The following is a 17,879-nucleotide window of genomic DNA, read 5'->3' on the forward strand; positions in this document are numbered from 1 at the left end:
CATCGACGCCCTCACCCACGGCGACGTGGGAGTCCGCTCCCTCCAGGAACACGCCGCATTCCTCACCGCGGCCCGCGGCCAGGAGCCGAAGCAGGCCGGAGAGCGGCGCAGGGGCCGGTCGCGTGAGCTCGCGACCGGCCCCTTCGGCTGTTCCGCCGTACCGTCAGCTCGCCTTGGCCGGGCCCGACGTGTCGATGGCCAGGGAGACGGCGAGGGCGCCGAGCACCCCGCCCATCATGTAGCGCTGCACCTTGAGCCAGGAGGGGCGGCGTGAGAGGAAGACGGCGATCGTGCCGGCCGCCAGGACGATGGCGAGGTTGACCGCGACGCTGACCACGATCTGGATCGAGCCGAGGACGAGGCCCTGGAGGAGGACGTGGCCCTCGTCCAGGTTGATGAACTGGGGGATGAGGGAGACGTACATGATGGCGATCTTCGGGTTGAGCAGGTTCGTCATCAGCCCCATGGTGAACAGCTTGCGGGGCGAGTCGTGCGGCACGTCCTGCGGGGAGAAGACGGATATGCCGCCCGGCTTCAGGGCGTTCCAGGCGAGGTAGGCGAGGTAGGCGGCACCGGCCAGCTTCAATCCGACGTACAGCTCGGGCACGGCGATGAAGACGACCGACAGGCCCAGGTTCGCGGCGATCAGGTACACCATGAAGCCCAGTGCCACACCGCCGAGGGAGACCATCCCGGCGCGCCTGCCCTGGGTGATGCTGCGGGAGACGAGATAGATCATGTTCGGGCCCGGGGTGAGCACCATGCCGAGGGCCACCACCATCACGCCGAGGATCCCGCTCAGTTCAACCATGAAAACCCCTCATTCGCTGTTGCGTTGCGCCGCCGTTCCCCCCGCGCGCCTCGGCGGCGCTGTCGTCGCGCACGGCCTCGGCGAGGTCGTGCGCGATGTCGTGCAGGAGGTGGCGGGTGAAGAAATCGACGGTGAGCCGCGGGTCGGCCAGGCGCGGATCGTCGCGGTCCCAGTCGTCGGCGGTGAGCGCGGCCAGGCGGTGGGCCAGGGCCTCGGCGGCCCGCCCCAGCTCCTCCGCCACCTGCCGCGGCTCCTCGTCCTGGTAGCGTCGGGCGGAGCCGGGGCAATCCTCGTATGCCTCGCCCTCCGCGGCGGTCGGTGTTCTCGGTGCAATAGGCGAGTGCCTCGTCAGGATTGCATCGAGATGCAGATGGAACAGCAGGCACATGTCCCGGACGTGGCAGCCGCGCTCCAGAGGTGACCAGGAGGGGGTGCCCGCGCGCCGCCTGCTGAGCCTCGGGTCCCGCAGCAGTCGCTGCCAGTCTCCCGCGCACTGCCGTAGCGTGTCGGCGATCGCGTCCTGCCTGATGAGGCCTGAGGTGAAGCCGCAACGACGGCAGTCGGGCGGCGGTGGAGGAGCGTGGCCGAGCGGTGACCGGGATCGTGCCGTCATGTCCACTGAACCAGCACCCCTTCCTGCCCTCGGAGCAATGCCTGGAGCTTATGAGAGAGCAATGCTCGATGCAACCTGTGTATTGCCCTCGGGGCAATGCTGTGGTTGGATGGAGGCAACCTGGACGACGAGGGGAGCGCGCGCCGTGAAGGACTACCGGAGTGTCGCCGACGCGGTGGCCGAGGAGATCAGAGCCGGCGTCCTCCGTTCCGGCGACCGGCTGCCCCCGCAGCGCGAGTTCGCGCGGCAGCACGGCATAGCCAACTCCACCGCCACGCGCGTGTACCAGGAACTGGCCCACCGTGGGCTGACGGTGGGCGAGGTGGGACGCGGCACCTTCGTCCGTGCTGCGTCCGCGCAGCCAGGCGCCTCCGCTCCCGCGCTCACCGAACCCGCCGGCAGCCGGATCGACCTCGAGCTCAACTACCCGGTCGTACCCGAACAGAGCGCACTCCTCGCCCAGGGGCTCAGCGGCCTGCTGCGACCTGACGCCCTCGGACACGCCTTGCGGCCGGTCGGCGCGTCCGGCCTCCCGGCTGCCCAGGAGTCCGCCGCCGACGTCCTCGCCCGCGGCGGCTGGCGCCCCGGCCCGGCCAGGATCCTGTTCGCGGGCAACGGACGGCAGGCCATCTCCGCCGTCATCACCGCCCTGGTCCCACGGGGCGGGCGCCTCGGCGTCGAGGAGCTGACGTACCCCTTCGTCAAGGCCGTCGCCGCCCGGCTCGGCATCACCCTCGTCCCGCTCGCCATGGACGGTGACGGACTCGTCCCGGAGGCCGTCGAGGAGGCCCAGGCCGCCGCCCCGCTGCACGCGGTCTACGTACAGCCGAGGCTGCACAACCCGCTCTCGCTCACCATGCCCACGCAGCGGGTCGAGCGGCTGGCCGACGTACTGCTGCGGCTCGGGGTCCCTGCGGTCGAGGACGCCATCTGGGCCTTCCTGCGCGACGAACTGCCACCGCTCGCCGCGTACGCCCCCGAGCGGACCGTACTGATCGACAGCCTGTCCAAGCGCATCGCCCCCGGTCTGACCCTCGGCTTCGCGGTGGCGCCCGTCGCCCTGTCGAGCGAGATCGCCGCCGCCCTGCGGTCGGGCGGCTGGACCCCCATGCGCTTCGCCCTGGAGGCCGCCCACCGCTGGCAGCAGGACGGCACCGCGAAGAAGCTGGTGGACGCCAAGCAGCGGGAAGCGGCGGTACGGCAGGAGATCGCGGCCCAGCACCTCGCCGGTTTCGCCGTGCAGAGCGATCCACGCTCCTACCACTGCTGGTGGCAGCTGCCCCGCCCGTGGCGCGCGGACACGTTCGTCGCCGCCGCCGCGCGGCACGGCATCGGGGTGGTGCCCGCCGCCGCGTTCACGACCGGAGGCGGCCACGCCCCCAACGCCATCCGGGTCGGACTCGCCTCGCCGCAGCCGGACGTCCTCTCCCAGGCACTCGGCACGCTCGCCGGACTCGCCCGGTCCGCGCCGGAGGACCTCGTCACCGACTGACTCCCGCCCGGGCGGGCACGGCGGGGAGGCCCGGCAGCGGAGGGCACGGGCCGTCGCCGTGGAGGACCTCGCCGTACGCCTCCCTGTACCGCCTCTCGAACTCCGCGAAGGCGGCCCCCTCGTCCGCCGTTCCGCGCAGGACCCCGTCGAGGGCGCGGGCCGCGAGCCCGGCGCCGCAGCAGGCCAGACGTGTCCCACGGGGCGGGAGCGACTCCGACTCCACGGAGCAGGCGGCGTCGCCGACAAGCACCATCCCCGGACGCCACAGCCGGTCGGCGGCGAACGACCGGTGCGGGCGCACCCGGATCTGCCCGTGACGGCCGCCGCGCGCCCGTGTGGCCCCCGCCAGGAAGTCCCTGACCGGCGGACACTCCTCGGCGAAGCCGAACAGCGAGCCCTCGGGATCCTCGTGCACCCGGTCCGCCAGATCCTGCCGCACCACCGCACCGACACGGGCAAGCCCGCAGCCGGCCGGTGCGATCCAGAACCAGCCGCCGCCGAACGGGAAGCGCTGCGGGCCTCTCGCCTGACCGACACCGGCCTCGAAGCAGGCGTACACGGCCAGACCGGACGAGCCGCGGACACCGGCGACATGACGGCGCAGCAGACTGTCACCACCCGAGGCATCCACCACATAGCGGGCCCGCACCGTACGGGCCGGGCCCTCCTCAGGGCGGTGGCGCAGCCCGGTGACCCGCTCGTTCTCGGTGACCACGTTGACGGCGGCACACCGCTCACGCACCTCGACGCCGTCGACGAACCCCGGACACGCATCCCGCTCCAGCAGCAGCACCCGGTGCCCCCGCCCGGCCACGAGGGCCGCCGTGACCAGCCCAGCGGGGCCTCCACCGGCGACAACGACGTCGTACCGCTCACCGGACATACCGCATTTCCCCCAGAGGTCGGTGTGCTGTGAATGTTCTGCTCGCAGGTGAACTTCCGATGTCATCCCGGGGAAACCGCCGGATCCGCTGAAAGAACCCGGACATGCCGAAAGAACTGCGGGAAAGTGCCCCTGGGTACGTGTTGCGTGATGCGGAATTCCTTGATGGCTAAACTACTTCCCCATGGCTGAAGTCAGCCCCCAGGCCGAGTCGTTGCGCGTATCCGTGATAGCCGCGGCAAGTGCGGCGCAGGCGTGGCCGTACCGGACAGTCTGGGACATCGTTGATACCTCGCCGGTGTGAGTAGTTCCACGTTTAGCAATATCTCGCCGTTCGGGCGGCAATGATCAGTCGCGGCCCTGGATCAGGTCGAAAGGCCTGGGCAGGGTTCTGCTCGGCCACGCTGCCCCCCACCTGATCAATCATGCTGACGGGCGGGCGGGGGCGCGAGGGCGGCAGGCGTCGGGATTACGCAACGCGACAACATGTAGGGGGGTATATGTGTCAGGAAAAGGGTATCGAGGACAAAGGCAACGGCCGAACGGGCGTTGACGGATCTTCGCGAGAGGTGTATTTCTGCGCTCAGGGATTGGAGCGATACGGTGAAGCCCTCAATGACGGGACGATATCGGGAGTGGTTCCCGATTGCCTCATCGCTTATGGACTGCTGCGCCCCATGCCGGGTGTGGCCGGATTTTACGTCCCGATCCCCCCGAACGTCGCCGAGGCGGAACTCTGCCGCTCCGTGGTACGAGAAATCGAACAGCACGAGAACACGCTGGCGTCACTGCGGTCCTCCTTCGTGGCCGCGGAAAGCCTCTACCGCAGGGCGCACCGCGACACCGGAGTCCCCATCGAGTCTCTGAGGGGCGCGGATGTGATCAGCCAGTCACTACGGCTGGCCGTCGAGGCCTGCGAGGAGGAACTACTCACGGCACAGCCGGGCGGCGGCCGTTCCCCGGCCCTCCTCGCCGAGGCCCTGCCCCGCGACCTCGCGCTCGTCAGGCGCGGCGTCGGACAGCGGACGCTGTACCAGCACAGCGTCCGCTCGCACCAGCCGACCCTCGCCTACATTGAGCGCGTGACGGCCGAAGGTGCCGAGGTCCGCACCCTGGACGAGATATTCGAACGCGTCATCATCTGTGACCGCGCGGTCGCCTTCATCCCCGGCATCCCGGAGCGCAAGACCGCCGCGCTCGCCGTCCGGCACCCCGGCGCCGTCGCCTTCCTCGTCAAGGTCTTCGATCACACCTGGGAACGCGCCCGGCCGGTTTCCGTCGTCTCCGAACAGCACCGCCCGAATCCGCTGACCGACTCGGTCCGCGCCGCCATGCTCCGCATGGTCGTCACCGGCCACACCGACGAGACGATCGCTGCCCGCCTGGGCGTGAGCTCCCGTACGGTCTCCGCGAACATCAAGAAGGTCGCCGAAGTCCTGGGCAGCCGCAGCCGCGCCGAACTCGGCTACCTCGTCGCCCAACGCCGCTTGCTCGAACAGGAGGAGGAACCGGTGGGCTCCTGATGCCGCCGGGAGCATGCGGCGAGGCTGCCCGTCGGCACCGGCGGCGGAGCACCAGCTCTGGGGCAGGAAGAGAAGGCAACCGCCGCCCCCTCTCATCGACTTTTCGAGCCGGCTGATCGCTGAGTGCTGCCCACGCCCATCGACGCATTGGGGTCCCAGGGCCGGACGGTGCGGGCAGGGCAGGGCAGGGCAGGGCAAGGCGGGGCGGGACGGAAGGACGATCACGGGCTCGTACGGCGAAGGGTTCGGCACGGCGCAACCGTCGAACCTCTGGACTCGGACGGTCCCGGCGCCCGCCTGGTCGCCCGTTCGGTACCGCTGGTGTGTCAGGCCGACGCCTTGGTGGGGGCGAATCCTGTTGTGGCCAGCGTGTCCTGTTCGCTGAGGATGCTCAGTAGCGTCTCGGCCGAGGCCTGCAGGGCCCGGCGGCCCTTGCGGGTGATCGCGATCTGGAAGGCACGGCCGTCGGAGTCCGCCCGGGAACGCTCGACCAGGCCGCGCTCCTCGAGCTGGCCGATCAGCCGCGACACGCGCGGCTGAGAGCGGTCGATGTGGCGGCAGATCTCGGTCAGCGGGGTCCGGCCGCGCCGGGACGCCAACAGGTGGAGAACTTCATAACCGCTGATACACAGCGAATGGCGCAGGCTCAGCTCGTGCTCGATGCGGGCGTTGACCTGTTCGATCGGCCTGACGACCGCCTTCCACTGGCCGAGCGCACTGAACGCGTCCTCCTGCAGCTCCATGGCGACCTCCCTGCGCAACATGCCGGACGAGTACCGGTTGCCAGCGTACCCCGAGAACGTCTTGACCCGGAGCCCCCGATGAGTTCTATGCTCGGGCATGCATTTCCATAACCGGGCATAGAAATCGCTCCGCAGTTCGAGCGTGACGGAAGGGACCTCATGTCAGTGGAACCACAGCAGGAAGCGCCGCCGGCCGAGCCCAGGCAGGACGAACGGTCACTGGACCGGCCCTGGGGGGTCCTGGCGGTGGCGGGCATCGCGCAGATGCTCGTCATGCTCGACTCGACCGTGGTGAACGTGGCACTGCCCTCGATCGGCAGTGACATCCACGCCAGTGCCCAAGCGCTGCAGTGGGCCATCAGCGGGTACGTCCTCACCTACGGGTCACTGCTGCTGCTCGGCGGCCGTCTCGCCGACGTACGCGGACGGCGCGCGATGTTCCTCACCGGCATCGCCCTCTTCACGCTCGCCTCGTGTGCGGCCGGCCTGGCGGGCAACGGAGCCACGCTCGTGGCCTCGCGGATCGCACAAGGAGTGGGCACGGCGGTGCTGTCAGCCGCCGCACTGTCGATCATCGTCGCGACGTACCGGTCCGAACGGCAGATGAAGATCGCACTGACGGTCTGGAGCGGCCTGGGCGTCGTGGGCGCCGCCATCGGCGTCATCGTCGGAGGCGCCATCGTGGAGTACATCTCCTGGCGCTGGGTCTTCCTGATCAACCTGCCGATCGGCATCGCCCTCTCGCTGGCCGCGCTCCGGACCGTCGCTCCCATGGAACGGCGCGCCGACACCCCGGCCCCGTCCCTGCGTCTGCCCACCGCCGTCCTGGTGACGGCCGCGCTGTGCTGCGTCTCCTACGCCTTCATCGACATGCAGCAGGGATTCGGCCAGGCCGCGCCCTGGGTCTTCCTCGTCGTCGGCCTGGCTGTGATGGCCTTCGTCGTCCGCGCCGAGCGTCACGCCGCCGACCCGCTCCTTCCGCTGTTCCTCATGAAGGTCAAGACGTATGCCCTGGCCTGCTTCGGCATGGTGATGGCGGCGACCCTGCTGCTGGGGTCGATCTACCTGGGAAGCAACTACTTCCAGCAGGCCGCCGGCCTGACACCTCTGGAGACCGGCTTCGCCATGCTCCCGCTGTGCCTGGGGTCCTTGGTCTCCGCGTTCGGCATCCCCCGGCTCGCCGGCAGGATCGGCATGCCCAGGATCTACCTGTGCGGCGTCGCGGTGCAGCTGGTGTGCAGCCTTGCACTGGCCGCCATCACCTGGAGCACCACCACGGCGCCCCCGGTCGGCGTGGTCATCGCCGTGCTGGGCCTGTACGGCCTGGGGCTCCCCTCGATGTTCGTGCCGCTGTACACCTTCGGCGCGGCGGAGATCCCCGAGCAGCACAGCGGCACCGGCTCCGGCCTGCTCAACACCTTCAACGAGGCCGGGGCGGGCATCGGGCTCGCCATCGTCGCTCCCATCGCCGCCTACATCGGCACCCACCAGCACGCCACGGGCACCAGCCGGCCCGTCGCCGAAGCCCACGGCATCGGCGCCGCCTGGATCGCGCTGAGCGTCTGCGCCCTCGTTGCGGGCATCATCGCCACCGCGATCGTCCGCGCCGTCCACCCCGCGGCCGCCCGCGGGGTGTAGCCCCATGGCCGACTTCATGGAGCGGGTCAGAAAGCATCTGATCTCGGAGCCCGTCATCTGGCTGGCCACGGTGACGGAGCACCCGGCCGCCCTCGACGTTCCGCCCTGCCCCGACACGTACCGCTCCGGCATCGACTGTTGAGGTGGTCGGAGAGATCCTCACCGGCGACGGTGCCGTGGTTCATGGGAGGGATCTCGTCGACCGGCACGAGGTCCGTGCGGGCCTCGGCCGTCACCTGGCGGACGACATGGGTGACGCCTTCCGTCGACACCACGCTTGCACCCGTCCAAGCCTCCGGTGCAACGCCGCCCAGCCGGCATCGACCATAGGCAGGGCCGAGACGCCGTACCCGGAGGAGAACGAGACACCCCACCGCATGCCCGGACATCACAGAGGCAGGACATCTGAGGGTGGCAGCGCCGCGGAGCGCAGAGGCGCACTATTGCAAGCGTGTGCTTGCAATAGTTAGCGGCTTGGGGCATCGTGGAGGCATGGCATCGCTCAACGTCGGCAATCTCGGTGAGTACCTGCGCGAGCAGCGGCGCACCGCGCAGCTGTCCCTGCGGCAGCTCGCCGATGCGGCGGGCGTGTCCAATCCGTACCTGAGCCAGATCGAGCGCGGGCTGCGCAAGCCGAGCGCGGAGGTGCTCCAGCAGGTCGCCAAGGCGCTGCGGATCTCCGCCGAGACGCTGTACGTGCGCGCCGGGATCCTCGACGCCGAGCGGGACCGGGGCGAGGTGGAGACGCGTGCGGTCGTCCTCGCCGATCCCTCGCTGACCGAGCGGCAGAAGCAGGTGCTGCTCCAGATCTACGAGTCCTTCCGCAAGGAGAACGGCTTCGTGGCCGACGCGGACGACGACGAGGCGCCGGCCCGGGGCAGACCCGGCAGATCCGGCAGTGCCGCGGCGGCGGCCCAGGACGGACCGGCGGACGACACCCTCGACGGCGGTGCCTCCATACCCGGACACCGCCCCCGGACGACCGGCGGCAGTGACGCCGGCCCGCAGCAGACGGCCGGGTGAGCCGGAGCGAGCGACCGGCCGCCCGGGGCGCGGGACCACCACAAACCCTCAGCCGAACGTATTCCCGGAGGACCATCACCATGGCCATCACCGACGACCTGCGCAAGACCTTCAGCGACCCCACCCCGCTCTACTTCGCCGCGGGCACCGCCGACCTGGCCTTCCAGCAGGCCAAGAAGGTGCCGGTGCTGGTGGAGCAGCTGCGCGCCGAGGCGCCCTCCCGTATCGAGGCCGTGCGCAACACCGACCCGAAGGCCGTCCAGGAGAAGGCGACGGCCCGCGTCAAGGAGACGCAGGGGACCCTCCAGGCCAAGGCCAACGAGCTCTTCGGCTCCCTCGACGCCGACTTCAGGAAGCTCGGCGAGACCGCCCAGGACCTCGCGCTGCGCTCGGTCGGCGTCGCCGCCGAGTACGCCGTCAAGGCCCGGGAGACCTACGAGAAGGTCGCCGAGCGCGGCGAGCACGCGGTGCGCACCTGGCGCGGCGAGGCCGCCGAAGGCATCGAGGACCTCGCCGAGGAGGTGGAGGAGCTCGCCGTGGCCGTCGAGCCGTCCAAGCCCGCCACGTCCGAGCCGGTCGAGGTCACGGAGGACAAGCCCGCCGCGGCGAAGAAGGCCCCCGCGCCGCGCAAGGCTCCGGCCAGGAAGACCACGCCCGGCACCGCGAAGAAGACGACGCCGCCCGCCAAGTAACCGGGGCGACGGATACCGGCAGCAGGCACGGGCCGGGCACCCTTGGGGTGTCCGGCCCGTTCTCCGGGTACGGTGACGGCGTAGAGACGATCCGAGTCTGGTGGTGGACGTTGTGCTGATGCAGGGGTTCGCAGGCTTCATGTGGCTGCTGAGCATCGCCCTGATCCTTTTCAGCGGCTTCGCGTTGATCGACGCCGCCATGCGCCGTGAGGACGCCTACCGCGCGGCCGACAAGAAGACCAAGCCGTTCTGGCTGATCATCCTCGGGCTCGCCTTCGTGGTGAACCTGATCTTCAACATCCTGTCGTTCCTGCCGATCATCGGGCTCATCGCGACGATCGTGTACATGGTCGACGTACGGCCCGCGCTGCGCGGCCTGGCGGGCGGCGGCCGCAGCACCCGCCGCGGCTCCAGCAGCGACGGCCCCTACGGCCCGTACAACGGCGGACGCTGAGACGCGCCCTCGGGGGCCGGGAGCGCTGACCTCGTGCGGCTCCGCCGCGAGGGCGCGGCCGGCCGCAGCGGGCCGGTGGCCGTGCCGTGGTCGGCGTAGGGCGGTGATCCGCACGGCGGTCGTCGGTGCGGGGGCGTGCCGGCCGTGCGGATCGTGCACGGCCGTGCGGGGCGTTCCGGATCGTGCGGGGGCCGTTCAGGCCGTGCGGCTCGGCTCGGGTGGATCGAGCCCGTTGAGCCCGCACAGGCCGTCGAGCCCGTTGAGCCCGCACAGGCCGTCGAGCCCGTTCAGCCCGTCCGGTCCAGCAACACCACGGCCACGTCGTCCGCCAGTTCGCCGCCGTTGAGCTCGCGGACCTCGTTGACGGTCGCCCGCAGCAACTGCTCGCCCCGCAGCCCCTCGGAGAGCTGGCGGCGGACCATCTCCACCATGCCGTCCTGGCCGAGCCGCTCGCGGCCACCGCCGACGTGGCCCTCGATCAGGCCGTCGGTGTAGAGCATCAGGCTCCACTCGGCACCCAGCTCCACCTGCATGCGCGGCCAGCGCGCGCCCGGCAGCAGCCCGAGCGCCGGGCCGTTGTTGTCGTAGGGCAGCAGCCGTGCCGGGGTGTCCGGGCCGGCGACCAGGGGCGCCGGGTGCCCGGCCAGGCACAGGCCGGCGCGGCGGCCGTCGGGGGCTATGTCCACGGCGCACAGCGTCGCGAAGATCTCGTCGTCCGAGCGCTCGTGTTCCAGGACCTGCTGGAGCGTGCCCAGCAGCTCGTCGCCGCAGAGCCCCGCCAGGGTCAGCGCGCGCCAGGCGATCCGCAGCTCCACACCGAGGGCCGCCTCGTCCGGGCCGTGCCCGCAGACGTCGCCGATCATGGCGTGCACGGTGCCGTCCGGGGTGCGGACGACGTCGTAGAAGTCACCACCGAGCAGGGCCCGCGAGCGGCCGGGGCGGTAGCGGGCGGCGAAGCGCAGCGGGGAGCCGGCCAGCAGCGGGGTCGGCAGCAGGCCGCGCTCCAGGCGGCGGTTCTCCTGGGCGCGCAGCCGGCCCTCGGCCAGGCGCCGCTCCGCGGAGTCGGAGCGCTTGCGCTCCACGGCGTAGCGGATCGCCCGGCTCAGCAGCCGGCCGTCGAGCTCGTCGCGGAACAGGTAGTCCTGGGCGCCGACCGCCACGGCCTCCGCGCCGCGCTCGGCGTCGCTGGAGGAGGTCAGCGCGAGCACGGCGTGCCGGGGCGCGAGCTCCAGCACGTGCCTGAGCACTGTCAGCTCGTCGTCACCGTGTGCGTCCCCGTTCCCGTTGCCCTCGGCGCTGTTGCGGGCCGGGGCGGGGGCCGGCAGGGCGAGGTCCAGCAGGATGCAGTGGACGTCGTCGGTCAGCAGCCGCTCGGCCTCGGTGAGGTTGCGGGCGGTACGGACGCGGATCGGCTTGCCGGTCTGGTCGAGCAGGTCGGGGACGATCGGCGAGCCGCCGGGATCGTCCTCGATCAGCAGCAGCGTCAGATTGCTGGGGCCGGTGCTCTCGAGCTGGTGCGTGGTCTCGTTCGTGGCCTTCTCGCGCTTCTCCGTGGGGTGCTCTCGCCGGGTGGTGGGGTTCTCGGCCGGGTTCGTCGTCCCGGCCGGGGCCTGTTCCTTGGAAGGGCCGCTGTCCAGGGACGCGGCGGGCGCCTGACCACACTCCACGGCCGGGATCGCCCTCTGCCGCGGTACGGGTACGGGCATCGTCTTGGTTTTCCTTCCCTCCCCCCGAGGGCATGGCGGGGCGAGGGACCTCGACCCACCGACGGGGACCATAGCGGGTGACGGCACCGCGGCGGAATGGTCCAGAACACGTCGGGCGGCCATCGGCCACCGTCATATGCCGCGTTACGTACCGCAGTTGGACACGTCGGCCGGGGCCCGGGGATGACGAACGTCACGCGGGGCGGGGCTCCGGGCGTGGACTGGGTCACGTGGCCCGCTTCACGTGGCCCGCGTCACATCGCCCGCGCCGTGCGCGTGGCCCGTGCCACCCGGTGGGCCGGCCCCGGCGTCGGAGGTCCGGCCCGGCGTCGGAGGTCCGCGGGTGCGCCCGCGCCCAGGGTCACTCCGAGGGCGCCGTGCCCGTGCCCGTGTCTGTGCCCGTGTCCGGGCGCACCACCCCGAGGATCGGCATCGAGCCCGCTCCCGCGATCGTGATCGAGCGACCCGGGCGCGGGGCGTGCACGACGGAGCCGTCGCCGACGTACATGCCCACGTGACTGGCGTCGTCGAAGTAGATGATCAGGTCGCCGGGCCGCATGTCCTCGATGTCGACACGCTCGAGCTGCTTCCACTGCTGCTGCGAGGTACGCGGGATGGCCTGCCCGGCCGACATCCAGGCCTGCGAGGTCAGGCCGGAGCAGTCGTAGGCCTTCGGGCCCTCGGCGCCCCACTGGTACGGCTTTCCGACCTGGGCGGTGGCGTACGCGACGGCCTTTCGGCCCCGCTCCGTCGCCTCGGTGCCGAGGTCCTCGAGGATGCCGGAGCCGAGCCAGGCGGTCTGGGCCCTGGCCTGGGCCTCCCGCTCCAGCCGGGCGAGCCGCTCCTTCTCCTCCTGCTCCAGCTCCGACTCCAGCTTCTCGGCCGCCGCGATCTGCTTCTCGATCTTCTCCTGGGCGGTGGCCTTGGCCTTGCGGTTGGCCTCCAGCTCCTTGAGCTGGACGGAGGCGTCCGCCGTGTAGGCCTTCAGGTCCTCCTGCGCGCGGGTCAGCTCGCCGAGCAGGCCCTTGGTCGCGCGCTGGCCCTGGATCACCCGGTCGGTGCCGTCGAGGAAGTCCTCGGGGTCGTCGCTCAGCACCAGCCTGGCCTCGTCGGGCAGGCCACCGGTGCGGTACTGGGAGCGGGCGGCCGCACCCGCGCGGTCCCTCAGGCCGTCGAGCGTCTCCTGGCCCTGGACGATCTTCTTGGCCAGCTCGACGATCTCGGCCGACTGCTTCCGCGCCTTCTCCTCGGCGGCGTTGTACTCCTCCGTGGCGGAGGCCGCCGTGCGATAGAACTCGTCGAGCCTCTTGCGTACGGCCTCGAGGTCCTTGTCGGAAGTGGCGGCCGGCGCGGAGGCGGTGGAGGAAGCGCCGGGGGCGCGGGGGGACGGCGCGGGCCCGGGGTCCGCGAACGCCGTGCCCGGTGCCGCGAGCACGGTGACCGCGCAGACCACGGTCACGGCAGCGGTCATCAAGCCATGCTTCCCCGTACGCATCCCTTGCCCCCAAGTTGATTAACCGTCAGTAACATAGGACGTCCGGGGGGATCGTGCCATGTCGACGCGGAAAGCGACAGAGGCCGCGCCCGGCTCCGGCTTCCCTCCCCTTTCGCCCCGTCTGCTGCGTCGCCGTACGGCGATTCCTCCGCCGTCCTGCCGTCGCTCCCTCGCCCTCCTGCCGCCGCCCCCTCGCTGTCCCGCGCCGCCCCTCGCACTGTGCCCTGCTGCCCCTCGTCGCTCCCCGCCGCGCGATGAACGCCGCACGAATGCCGCACGAATGCCGCACGGAGACCGCTCCCGGCCCTCGCGCCCCCGCGCCCCCGCCTGCCGTCCTGCCCGTCGGTTCACGTGCGCGGCGCCAACGCCTCCCACCGCACCGTCACTTCACCCTGCCGCCAGCGCACCGGCCCGTCCGTCACCGGCCAGTCGGCGGTCAGGTCCCGCACCGCACGCATCCAGCGCTGACGGGCGCCGTAGGAGGCGTAGGGCGCGGCGGCGGCCCAGGCGCGGTCGAAGTCGCGCAGGAAGGCGTGCACCGGCTCGCCGGGGACATTGCGGTGGATGAGCGCCTTCGGGAGCCGTTCCGCCAGGTCGGAGGGGCGGTCGAGGGAGCCCAGCCGGGTCGCGAAGGTGACCGTGCGCGGCCCCTCGGGCCCGAGCGCCACCCACACGTGCCGGCGCCCGATCTCGTCGCAGGTCCCCTCGACCAGGAGCCCGCCGCCGGAGTGCTCCGACGCGGGCGCGAGCCGCGCGCACAGCCGCCGCCAGACCGCGGCGACCTCGTCCTCGTGGTACTGGCGCAGCACGTTCGCCGCCCGGATGAGGGAGGGCCGGCGGGAGCCGGGGGAGAGGGGGACCTCGAAGCCGCCGTGGCGGAAGACGAGCCCCGCGCGCGCGTACGGCTCGGCCGCCGCCACCCGCGCGGGGTCGATCTCGACGCCCACCACGCGCGCGTGCGGCGCGACCGTACGCAGACGGTGCAGCAGCTCGACGGCGGTCCAGGGGGCCGCGCCGTAGCCGAGGTCGACGGCGACGGGATCGGCGGCGCGGCGCAGCTCGGCACCGTGCGTGGCCGCGATCCAGCGGTCCATGCGGCGCAGCCGGTTCGGATTCGTCGTCCCGCGCGTGACCGTGCCCACGACGCGCGTGACCGTGCTCACGACGGGCGTCCCCCGCTCATGGGGGTCCCGCCGCGCGAGCGGAGCCGGGCGTGCGGGAGGGCGGTGGCGCGGGAGGGCATGCGTACGAGGGTATGCGGCCGGGGCCACTCCCATCGGAGCGGCCGGGGCCACTTCCGTCGGAGCGTCTCCCGGTTCCTCCCCCTCTGGACGCCATCCCGCTTCGAACGGTTGAGCGATCAGCGGTAATGATTCGGCAAAGGCCGGGAAACCGGAAATGGAGCACCGCCATCCGGTGTTCGCACCCCTTGGAGGGCGGCGCGTGCTCTCCGCACGGCATGCCCGCAGCGAGGAGGAACGGCTCGTGAGCCAGTACGTCAGCAGGCTCGGGCGTCGCTCACCGGCGGCCTCCCCGCGGCTCCGGCTGCTGCGCAGGCCCCGCCGCGTCGCCATGCTCTCCGTACACACGTCACCGCTCCACCAGCCGGGCACCGGCGACGCCGGCGGCATGAACGTCTACATCGTCGAACTCGCGCAGCGCCTCGCCGCGATCAACATCGAGGTCGAGATCTTCACGCGCGCGACCACCGCCACGCTCCCGCCCACCGTCGAGCTGGCGCCCGGCGTCCTCGTCCGCCACGTCGACGCCGGACCGTACGAGGGCCTGGCCAAGGAGGAGCTGCCGGCCCAGCTGTGCGCCTTCACCCACGGCGTGATGCAGGCCTGGGCCGGCCACCGCCCCGGCTACTACGACCTGGTCCACTCCCACTACTGGCTCTCCGGCCACGTCGGCTGGCTCGCCGCCCAGCGCTGGGGCGCCCCTCTGGTGCACGCCATGCACACCATGGCCAAGGTCAAGAACGCCAACCTCGCGGAGGGCGACACCCCCGAGCCGGCCGCCCGCGTCATCGGCGAGACGCAGATCGTCGCCGCCTCCGACCGTCTGATCGCCAACACGGCGGAGGAGGCCGACGAACTCGTCCGCCACTACGCCGCGGACCCGGCCAAGGTCGCCGTCGTCCACCCCGGCGTGAACCTCGAACGGTTCCGCCCCTTCCCCAAGGGCTCCGAACCCGGCCCCGGGGAGACCGCGAACGCCCGCGCCGCCGCCCGTGCCCGCCTCGGCCTGCCGCAGGACGCGCTGATCCCGCTCTTCGCCGGCCGCATCCAGCCGCTCAAGGCTCCCGACGTGCTCCTCCGCGCCGTCGCCGTCCTGCTGGACGAACGCCCCGACCTGCGCTCCCGCATCGTCGTCCCCGTCGTCGGCGGCCCCAGCGGCAGCGGCCTCGCCAAGCCGGAGGGCCTCCAGAAACTCGCCGCGCGGCTCGGCATAGCCGACGTCGTACGGTTCCGCCCGCCCGTCGGGCAGGAACAGCTCGCCGACTGGTTCCGGGCCGCCTCCGTGCTGGTGATGCCGTCCTACAGCGAGTCCTTCGGCCTGGTCGCCATAGAGGCCCAGGCGGCCGGTACGCCGGTCCTCGCCGCCGCGGTCGGCGGCCTCCCGGTCGCCGTGCGCGACGGACACACCGGCCGCCTCGTCGAGGGCCACGACCCCGCCGCGTACGCGCGCGTGCTGCGCGATTTCGCCGACAATCCGGAGCTGACGCCCCGGATGGGCGACGCCGCCGCCCGGCACGCCCAGTCGTTCGGCTGGGACAGCGCCGCCGCCGCGACGGCCGACGCCTACACGGCCGCCATCCACTCCCACCGCCGTCGCGTACGCTCCCACCATGGCTGAGGCGGCACAGAAGACGGCACAGGTGCTCGAGGGGGCGCTCGAGGACGCCGGGCTGGAATGGGAGAGCCCCGAGCCCGGCAACTACGTCGTCAAGCTCCCCGGCACCCGCAAGCTCTCGACCACGGTCTCCCTCCTCCTCGGCCGGCACTCCCTCTCCCTCAACGCGTTCGTCATCCGCCACCCCGACGAGAACGAACCCGCCGTCCACCGCTGGCTGCTGGAGCGCAACCTCAAGCTGTACGGCGTCTGTTACGCCGTCGACCGCCTCGGCGACGTCTACGTCACCGCGAAGCTGCCCCTCGCCGCCGTCACCGCCGACGAGATCGACCGCCTCCTCGGCCAGGTCCTGGAGGCCGCCGACGGCGCCTTCAACACCCTGCTGGAGCTGGGCTTCGCATCCGCCATCCGCAAGGAGTACGAGTGGCGGACCGCGCGCGGGGAGTCGACGCGGAACCTGGAGGCGTTCCAGCACCTGATCGAGCGCGCGGGGGACTGACGTTCCCGCGCGGCGGACCGGCGTCCGACGGGAGCCGGAGGTCCGACGGGAGCCCGGCTCCCCTCAGGCGGCTCCCCTCAGGCGGCTCCCTTCAGGCGGCTCTCCGCAGGCGGCTGTCGCCCCTTCAGTGCCGACCGCTGGTGCGGTAGCGGCCGGGCGTGACGCCCACGAGCCTCTTGAAGTGCCGGGTCAGATGGGCCTGGTCGCAGAAGCCGGTCGCGGTGGCCACGTCAGCCGGGGTGCGCCCGGCGAGCAGCAGCCGCCGGGCCCGGTCGACACGGCGGGACATCAGGTACTGGTGCGGCGCGATGCCGTAGGCGCCGCTGAACGCCCGTACCAGGTGGGCCGGGTGGGCGGGGAGGAGCGTGGCCGCCTCCTCCAGGCCGATGCCGGTGACGACGCGCTCGTCGAGCAGTTCCCGCAGCCGGCGCGCGAGCACGGGGTCGCGGCGTGGGCCGTCCCGCACGTCACGGGGGCGCAGGTGGGTGTGCAGCCGTTCCCCGATCAACGTCAGCCGGCTCTCCGCCTCCAGCTCCTCCCCGGGCAGCGCGAGCGTGGTGTGCAGCTGCCCGACCCGCCGCCGCAGCACCGGGTCCCGCAGGTCGGGGGCGTCGACGGCCGGCCCGATCAGCTCGTCGCCGAGCCGCGAGGCGTCCAGGTACAGGACGCGTTTGCGGAAGCCGTCCGAGGTGGCGGGGGAGCCGTTGTGCGGCACGTGCGGAGGCAGCAGCGACACCGAGTCGTGCGGGGTTCCGTGCTCGTGCCGGTCCAGGTCGTACCGTACGGCCCCGTCGTCGACGATGAGCAGCGTCCACGCCTCGTGGACGTGCATCGGGTAGGCGTACTCGGTGTAGTGGGCGTGGAAGACCTCGACGACGCCCGGGACGCGGGGTCGCCAGGCGGAGACGGTGCGCGTCCGCTGGTCGGCGGCCATGCAAAGAACGTACAAGACCCGCCCGCACGCGGCCCGGCAGTCTCACCGTATGAACACGACGCACGACACGGCTGCCGCGGCCCCCGACGCCCCCGTCCGCTTCGACACCAGGATCGCCGTCCTGCTGCGCGAGGACCTGGAGACCTGGCAGCGCCTCAACGTCACCGCCTTCCTGGTCAGCGGCCTGGGTTCGCAGTTCCCCGAGGTGATCGGGGAGCCGTACGAGGACGCCGACGCGGTCGGCTACCTGCCGATGTTCCGCCAGCCGGTGCTGGTCTTCGAGGGCACCAAGGAGACGCTGGCGAACGCCCACGCGCGCGTGCTGTCCCGCGCCCTGCCCCGCGCCCTGTTCACGTCCGACCTCTTCACCACGGGCAACGACCGTGACAACCGGGCGGCGGTCCGGGCCGTGTCCACGACCGGGCTGGACCTGGTGGGGCTGGCGGTGTACGGCCCGAAGAACGCGGTGGACAAGGTACTGAAGGGGGCGCGGATGCACCCGTGAGCGGTCCTGCGG

18 protein-coding genes are annotated in these 17,879 nt (G+C 71.9%); 10 read left to right on the forward strand and 8 right to left on the reverse strand.

Translation table 11 applies throughout. The features are described 5' to 3' along the window. Window positions 1-163 precede the first annotated feature (163 nt). Complete coding sequence (locus tag ACP4IX_RS13275; protein ID WP_426520726.1) at window positions 164-811, reverse strand: LysE family translocator; 648 nt, start codon at window positions 809-811, stop codon at window positions 164-166. Further along, window positions 804-1,052 (reverse strand): hypothetical protein, encoded by a 249-nt coding sequence (locus ACP4IX_RS13280; protein WP_426555593.1) that lies wholly within the window; start codon window positions 1,050-1,052, stop codon window positions 804-806. Before ACP4IX_RS13280 ends, ACP4IX_RS13275 begins: the two co-directional genes overlap by 8 nt. Before the next feature lie 517 nt (window positions 1,053-1,569). On the opposite strand from ACP4IX_RS13280, the gene ACP4IX_RS13285 reads away from it, so the two are divergent. Next, window positions 1,570-2,916 (forward strand): PLP-dependent aminotransferase family protein, encoded by a 1,347-nt coding sequence (locus ACP4IX_RS13285; protein ID WP_426555594.1) that lies wholly within the window; start codon window positions 1,570-1,572, stop codon window positions 2,914-2,916. Here ACP4IX_RS13285 and ACP4IX_RS13290 read toward each other — a convergent pair. Continuing rightward, complete coding sequence (locus ACP4IX_RS13290; RefSeq protein ID WP_426520720.1) at window positions 2,906-3,799, reverse strand: NAD(P)/FAD-dependent oxidoreductase; 894 nt, start codon at window positions 3,797-3,799, stop codon at window positions 2,906-2,908. The genes ACP4IX_RS13285 and ACP4IX_RS13290 overlap by 11 nt on opposite strands. A 635-nt stretch (window positions 3,800-4,434) precedes the next feature. Between ACP4IX_RS13290 and ACP4IX_RS13295 the strand changes: the two genes are divergently transcribed. Continuing rightward, on the forward strand, window positions 4,435-5,322 hold the full coding sequence (locus ACP4IX_RS13295; protein WP_426520718.1) for a LuxR C-terminal-related transcriptional regulator: 888 nt from the start codon (window positions 4,435-4,437) through the stop codon (window positions 5,320-5,322). A gap of 326 nt (window positions 5,323-5,648) precedes the next feature. Here ACP4IX_RS13295 and ACP4IX_RS13300 read toward each other — a convergent pair whose 3' ends face one another. Next, window positions 5,649-6,065 carry a MarR family winged helix-turn-helix transcriptional regulator gene (locus ACP4IX_RS13300; protein WP_426555595.1) on the reverse strand — a complete coding sequence of 139 codons (417 nt, stop codon included), beginning with the start codon at window positions 6,063-6,065 and terminating at the stop codon, window positions 5,649-5,651. A 159-nt stretch (window positions 6,066-6,224) separates the two neighbouring features. Here ACP4IX_RS13300 and ACP4IX_RS13305 point away from each other — a divergent pair, with 159 nt between their 5' ends. The 5 genes from ACP4IX_RS13305 to ACP4IX_RS13325 all read left to right on the forward strand — a co-directional run bounded on the left by ACP4IX_RS13305 (window position 6,225) and on the right by ACP4IX_RS13325 (window position 9,872). After that, window positions 6,225-7,703 carry an MFS transporter gene (locus ACP4IX_RS13305; RefSeq protein WP_426555596.1) on the forward strand — a complete coding sequence of 493 codons (1,479 nt, stop codon included), beginning with the start codon at window positions 6,225-6,227 and terminating at the stop codon, window positions 7,701-7,703. 4 nt (window positions 7,704-7,707) lie between these two features. After that, window positions 7,708-7,845, forward strand: coding sequence for a hypothetical protein (locus tag ACP4IX_RS13310; RefSeq protein ID WP_426555597.1), 138 nt, complete (start codon window positions 7,708-7,710; stop codon window positions 7,843-7,845). 350 nt (window positions 7,846-8,195) lie between these two features. Continuing rightward, window positions 8,196-8,726, forward strand: a complete 531-nt coding sequence (locus ACP4IX_RS13315) for a helix-turn-helix domain-containing protein (protein ID WP_426520712.1) — start codon at window positions 8,196-8,198, stop codon at window positions 8,724-8,726. Between the two features lie 80 nt (window positions 8,727-8,806). Continuing rightward, window positions 8,807-9,418 (forward strand): hypothetical protein, encoded by a 612-nt coding sequence (locus ACP4IX_RS13320; RefSeq protein WP_426520711.1) that lies wholly within the window; start codon window positions 8,807-8,809, stop codon window positions 9,416-9,418. 118 nt (window positions 9,419-9,536) lie between these two features. After that, window positions 9,537-9,872 carry a DUF2516 family protein gene (locus ACP4IX_RS13325; protein ID WP_426520709.1) on the forward strand — a complete coding sequence of 112 codons (336 nt, stop codon included), beginning with the start codon at window positions 9,537-9,539 and terminating at the stop codon, window positions 9,870-9,872. A gap of 287 nt (window positions 9,873-10,159) precedes the next feature. Here ACP4IX_RS13325 and ACP4IX_RS13330 read toward each other — a convergent pair whose 3' ends face one another. The 3 genes from ACP4IX_RS13330 to ACP4IX_RS13340 all read right to left on the reverse strand — a co-directional run bounded on the left by ACP4IX_RS13330 (window position 10,160) and on the right by ACP4IX_RS13340 (window position 14,215). Further along, window positions 10,160-11,578, reverse strand: coding sequence for a PP2C family protein-serine/threonine phosphatase (locus ACP4IX_RS13330; RefSeq protein WP_426555598.1), 1,419 nt, complete (start codon window positions 11,576-11,578; stop codon window positions 10,160-10,162). 361 nt (window positions 11,579-11,939) lie between these two features. Further along, complete coding sequence (locus tag ACP4IX_RS13335; RefSeq protein ID WP_426555599.1) at window positions 11,940-13,073, reverse strand: NlpC/P60 family protein; 1,134 nt, start codon at window positions 13,071-13,073, stop codon at window positions 11,940-11,942. Between the two features lie 347 nt (window positions 13,074-13,420). Further along, the gene (locus ACP4IX_RS13340) at window positions 13,421-14,215 is read right to left on the reverse strand and encodes a class I SAM-dependent methyltransferase (RefSeq protein ID WP_426555692.1); all 795 of its coding nucleotides are present in this window, start codon (window positions 14,213-14,215) and stop codon (window positions 13,421-13,423) included. Between the two features lie 343 nt (window positions 14,216-14,558). On the opposite strand from ACP4IX_RS13340, the gene mshA reads away from it, so the two are divergent. After that, window positions 14,559-15,932 carry a D-inositol-3-phosphate glycosyltransferase gene (gene mshA / locus ACP4IX_RS13345; protein WP_426520703.1) on the forward strand — a complete coding sequence of 458 codons (1,374 nt, stop codon included), beginning with the start codon at window positions 14,559-14,561 and terminating at the stop codon, window positions 15,930-15,932. Further along, window positions 15,925-16,428 carry a YbjN domain-containing protein gene (locus ACP4IX_RS13350; RefSeq protein ID WP_426520701.1) on the forward strand — a complete coding sequence of 168 codons (504 nt, stop codon included), beginning with the start codon at window positions 15,925-15,927 and terminating at the stop codon, window positions 16,426-16,428. The genes mshA and ACP4IX_RS13350 overlap by 8 nt, the downstream gene beginning before the upstream one ends. Before the next feature lie 124 nt (window positions 16,429-16,552). Here ACP4IX_RS13350 and ACP4IX_RS13355 read toward each other — a convergent pair whose 3' ends face one another. Beyond that, window positions 16,553-17,362 carry an AraC family transcriptional regulator gene (locus tag ACP4IX_RS13355; protein ID WP_426555600.1) on the reverse strand — a complete coding sequence of 270 codons (810 nt, stop codon included), beginning with the start codon at window positions 17,360-17,362 and terminating at the stop codon, window positions 16,553-16,555. 49 nt (window positions 17,363-17,411) lie between these two features. On the opposite strand from ACP4IX_RS13355, the gene ACP4IX_RS13360 reads away from it, so the two are divergent. After that, entirely contained in the window at window positions 17,412-17,867 is a 456-nt protein-coding gene (locus tag ACP4IX_RS13360; protein ID WP_426555601.1) for a DUF2000 family protein, read from the forward strand. The last annotated feature ends 12 nt before the right edge of the window (window positions 17,868-17,879 follow it).

It is taken from the genome of Streptomyces sp. WG5, assembly GCF_049974565.1.
Taxonomy (GTDB): Bacteria; Actinomycetota; Actinomycetes; order Streptomycetales; family Streptomycetaceae; genus Streptomyces.

Excerpts from the sequence above, each read along its gene's own strand:
- ACP4IX_RS13275 (WP_426520726.1), bottom strand. The coding sequence starts at position 811 with ATGGTTGAACTGAGCGGGATCCTCGGCGTGATGGTGGTGGCCCTCGGC.
- ACP4IX_RS13290 (WP_426520720.1), bottom strand. The coding sequence starts at position 3,799 with ATGTCCGGTGAGCGGTACGACGTCGTTGTCGCCGGTGGAGGCCCCGCT.
- ACP4IX_RS13300 (WP_426555595.1), bottom strand. The coding sequence starts at position 6,065 with ATGGAGCTGCAGGAGGACGCGTTCAGTGCGCTCGGCCAGTGGAAGGCG.
- ACP4IX_RS13305 (WP_426555596.1), top strand. The coding sequence starts at position 6,225 with ATGTCAGTGGAACCACAGCAGGAAGCGCCGCCGGCCGAGCCCAGGCAG.
- ACP4IX_RS13310 (WP_426555597.1), top strand. The coding sequence starts at position 7,708 with ATGGCCGACTTCATGGAGCGGGTCAGAAAGCATCTGATCTCGGAGCCC.
- ACP4IX_RS13315 (WP_426520712.1), top strand. The coding sequence starts at position 8,196 with ATGGCATCGCTCAACGTCGGCAATCTCGGTGAGTACCTGCGCGAGCAG.
- ACP4IX_RS13320 (WP_426520711.1), top strand. The coding sequence starts at position 8,807 with ATGGCCATCACCGACGACCTGCGCAAGACCTTCAGCGACCCCACCCCG.
- ACP4IX_RS13325 (WP_426520709.1), top strand. The coding sequence starts at position 9,537 with ATGCAGGGGTTCGCAGGCTTCATGTGGCTGCTGAGCATCGCCCTGATC.
- ACP4IX_RS13330 (WP_426555598.1), bottom strand. The coding sequence starts at position 11,578 with ATGCCCGTACCCGTACCGCGGCAGAGGGCGATCCCGGCCGTGGAGTGT.
- ACP4IX_RS13335 (WP_426555599.1), bottom strand. The coding sequence starts at position 13,073 with ATGCGTACGGGGAAGCATGGCTTGATGACCGCTGCCGTGACCGTGGTC.
- ACP4IX_RS13350 (WP_426520701.1), top strand. The coding sequence starts at position 15,925 with ATGGCTGAGGCGGCACAGAAGACGGCACAGGTGCTCGAGGGGGCGCTC.
- ACP4IX_RS13355 (WP_426555600.1), bottom strand. The coding sequence starts at position 17,362 with ATGGCCGCCGACCAGCGGACGCGCACCGTCTCCGCCTGGCGACCCCGC.
- ACP4IX_RS13360 (WP_426555601.1), top strand. The coding sequence starts at position 17,412 with ATGAACACGACGCACGACACGGCTGCCGCGGCCCCCGACGCCCCCGTC.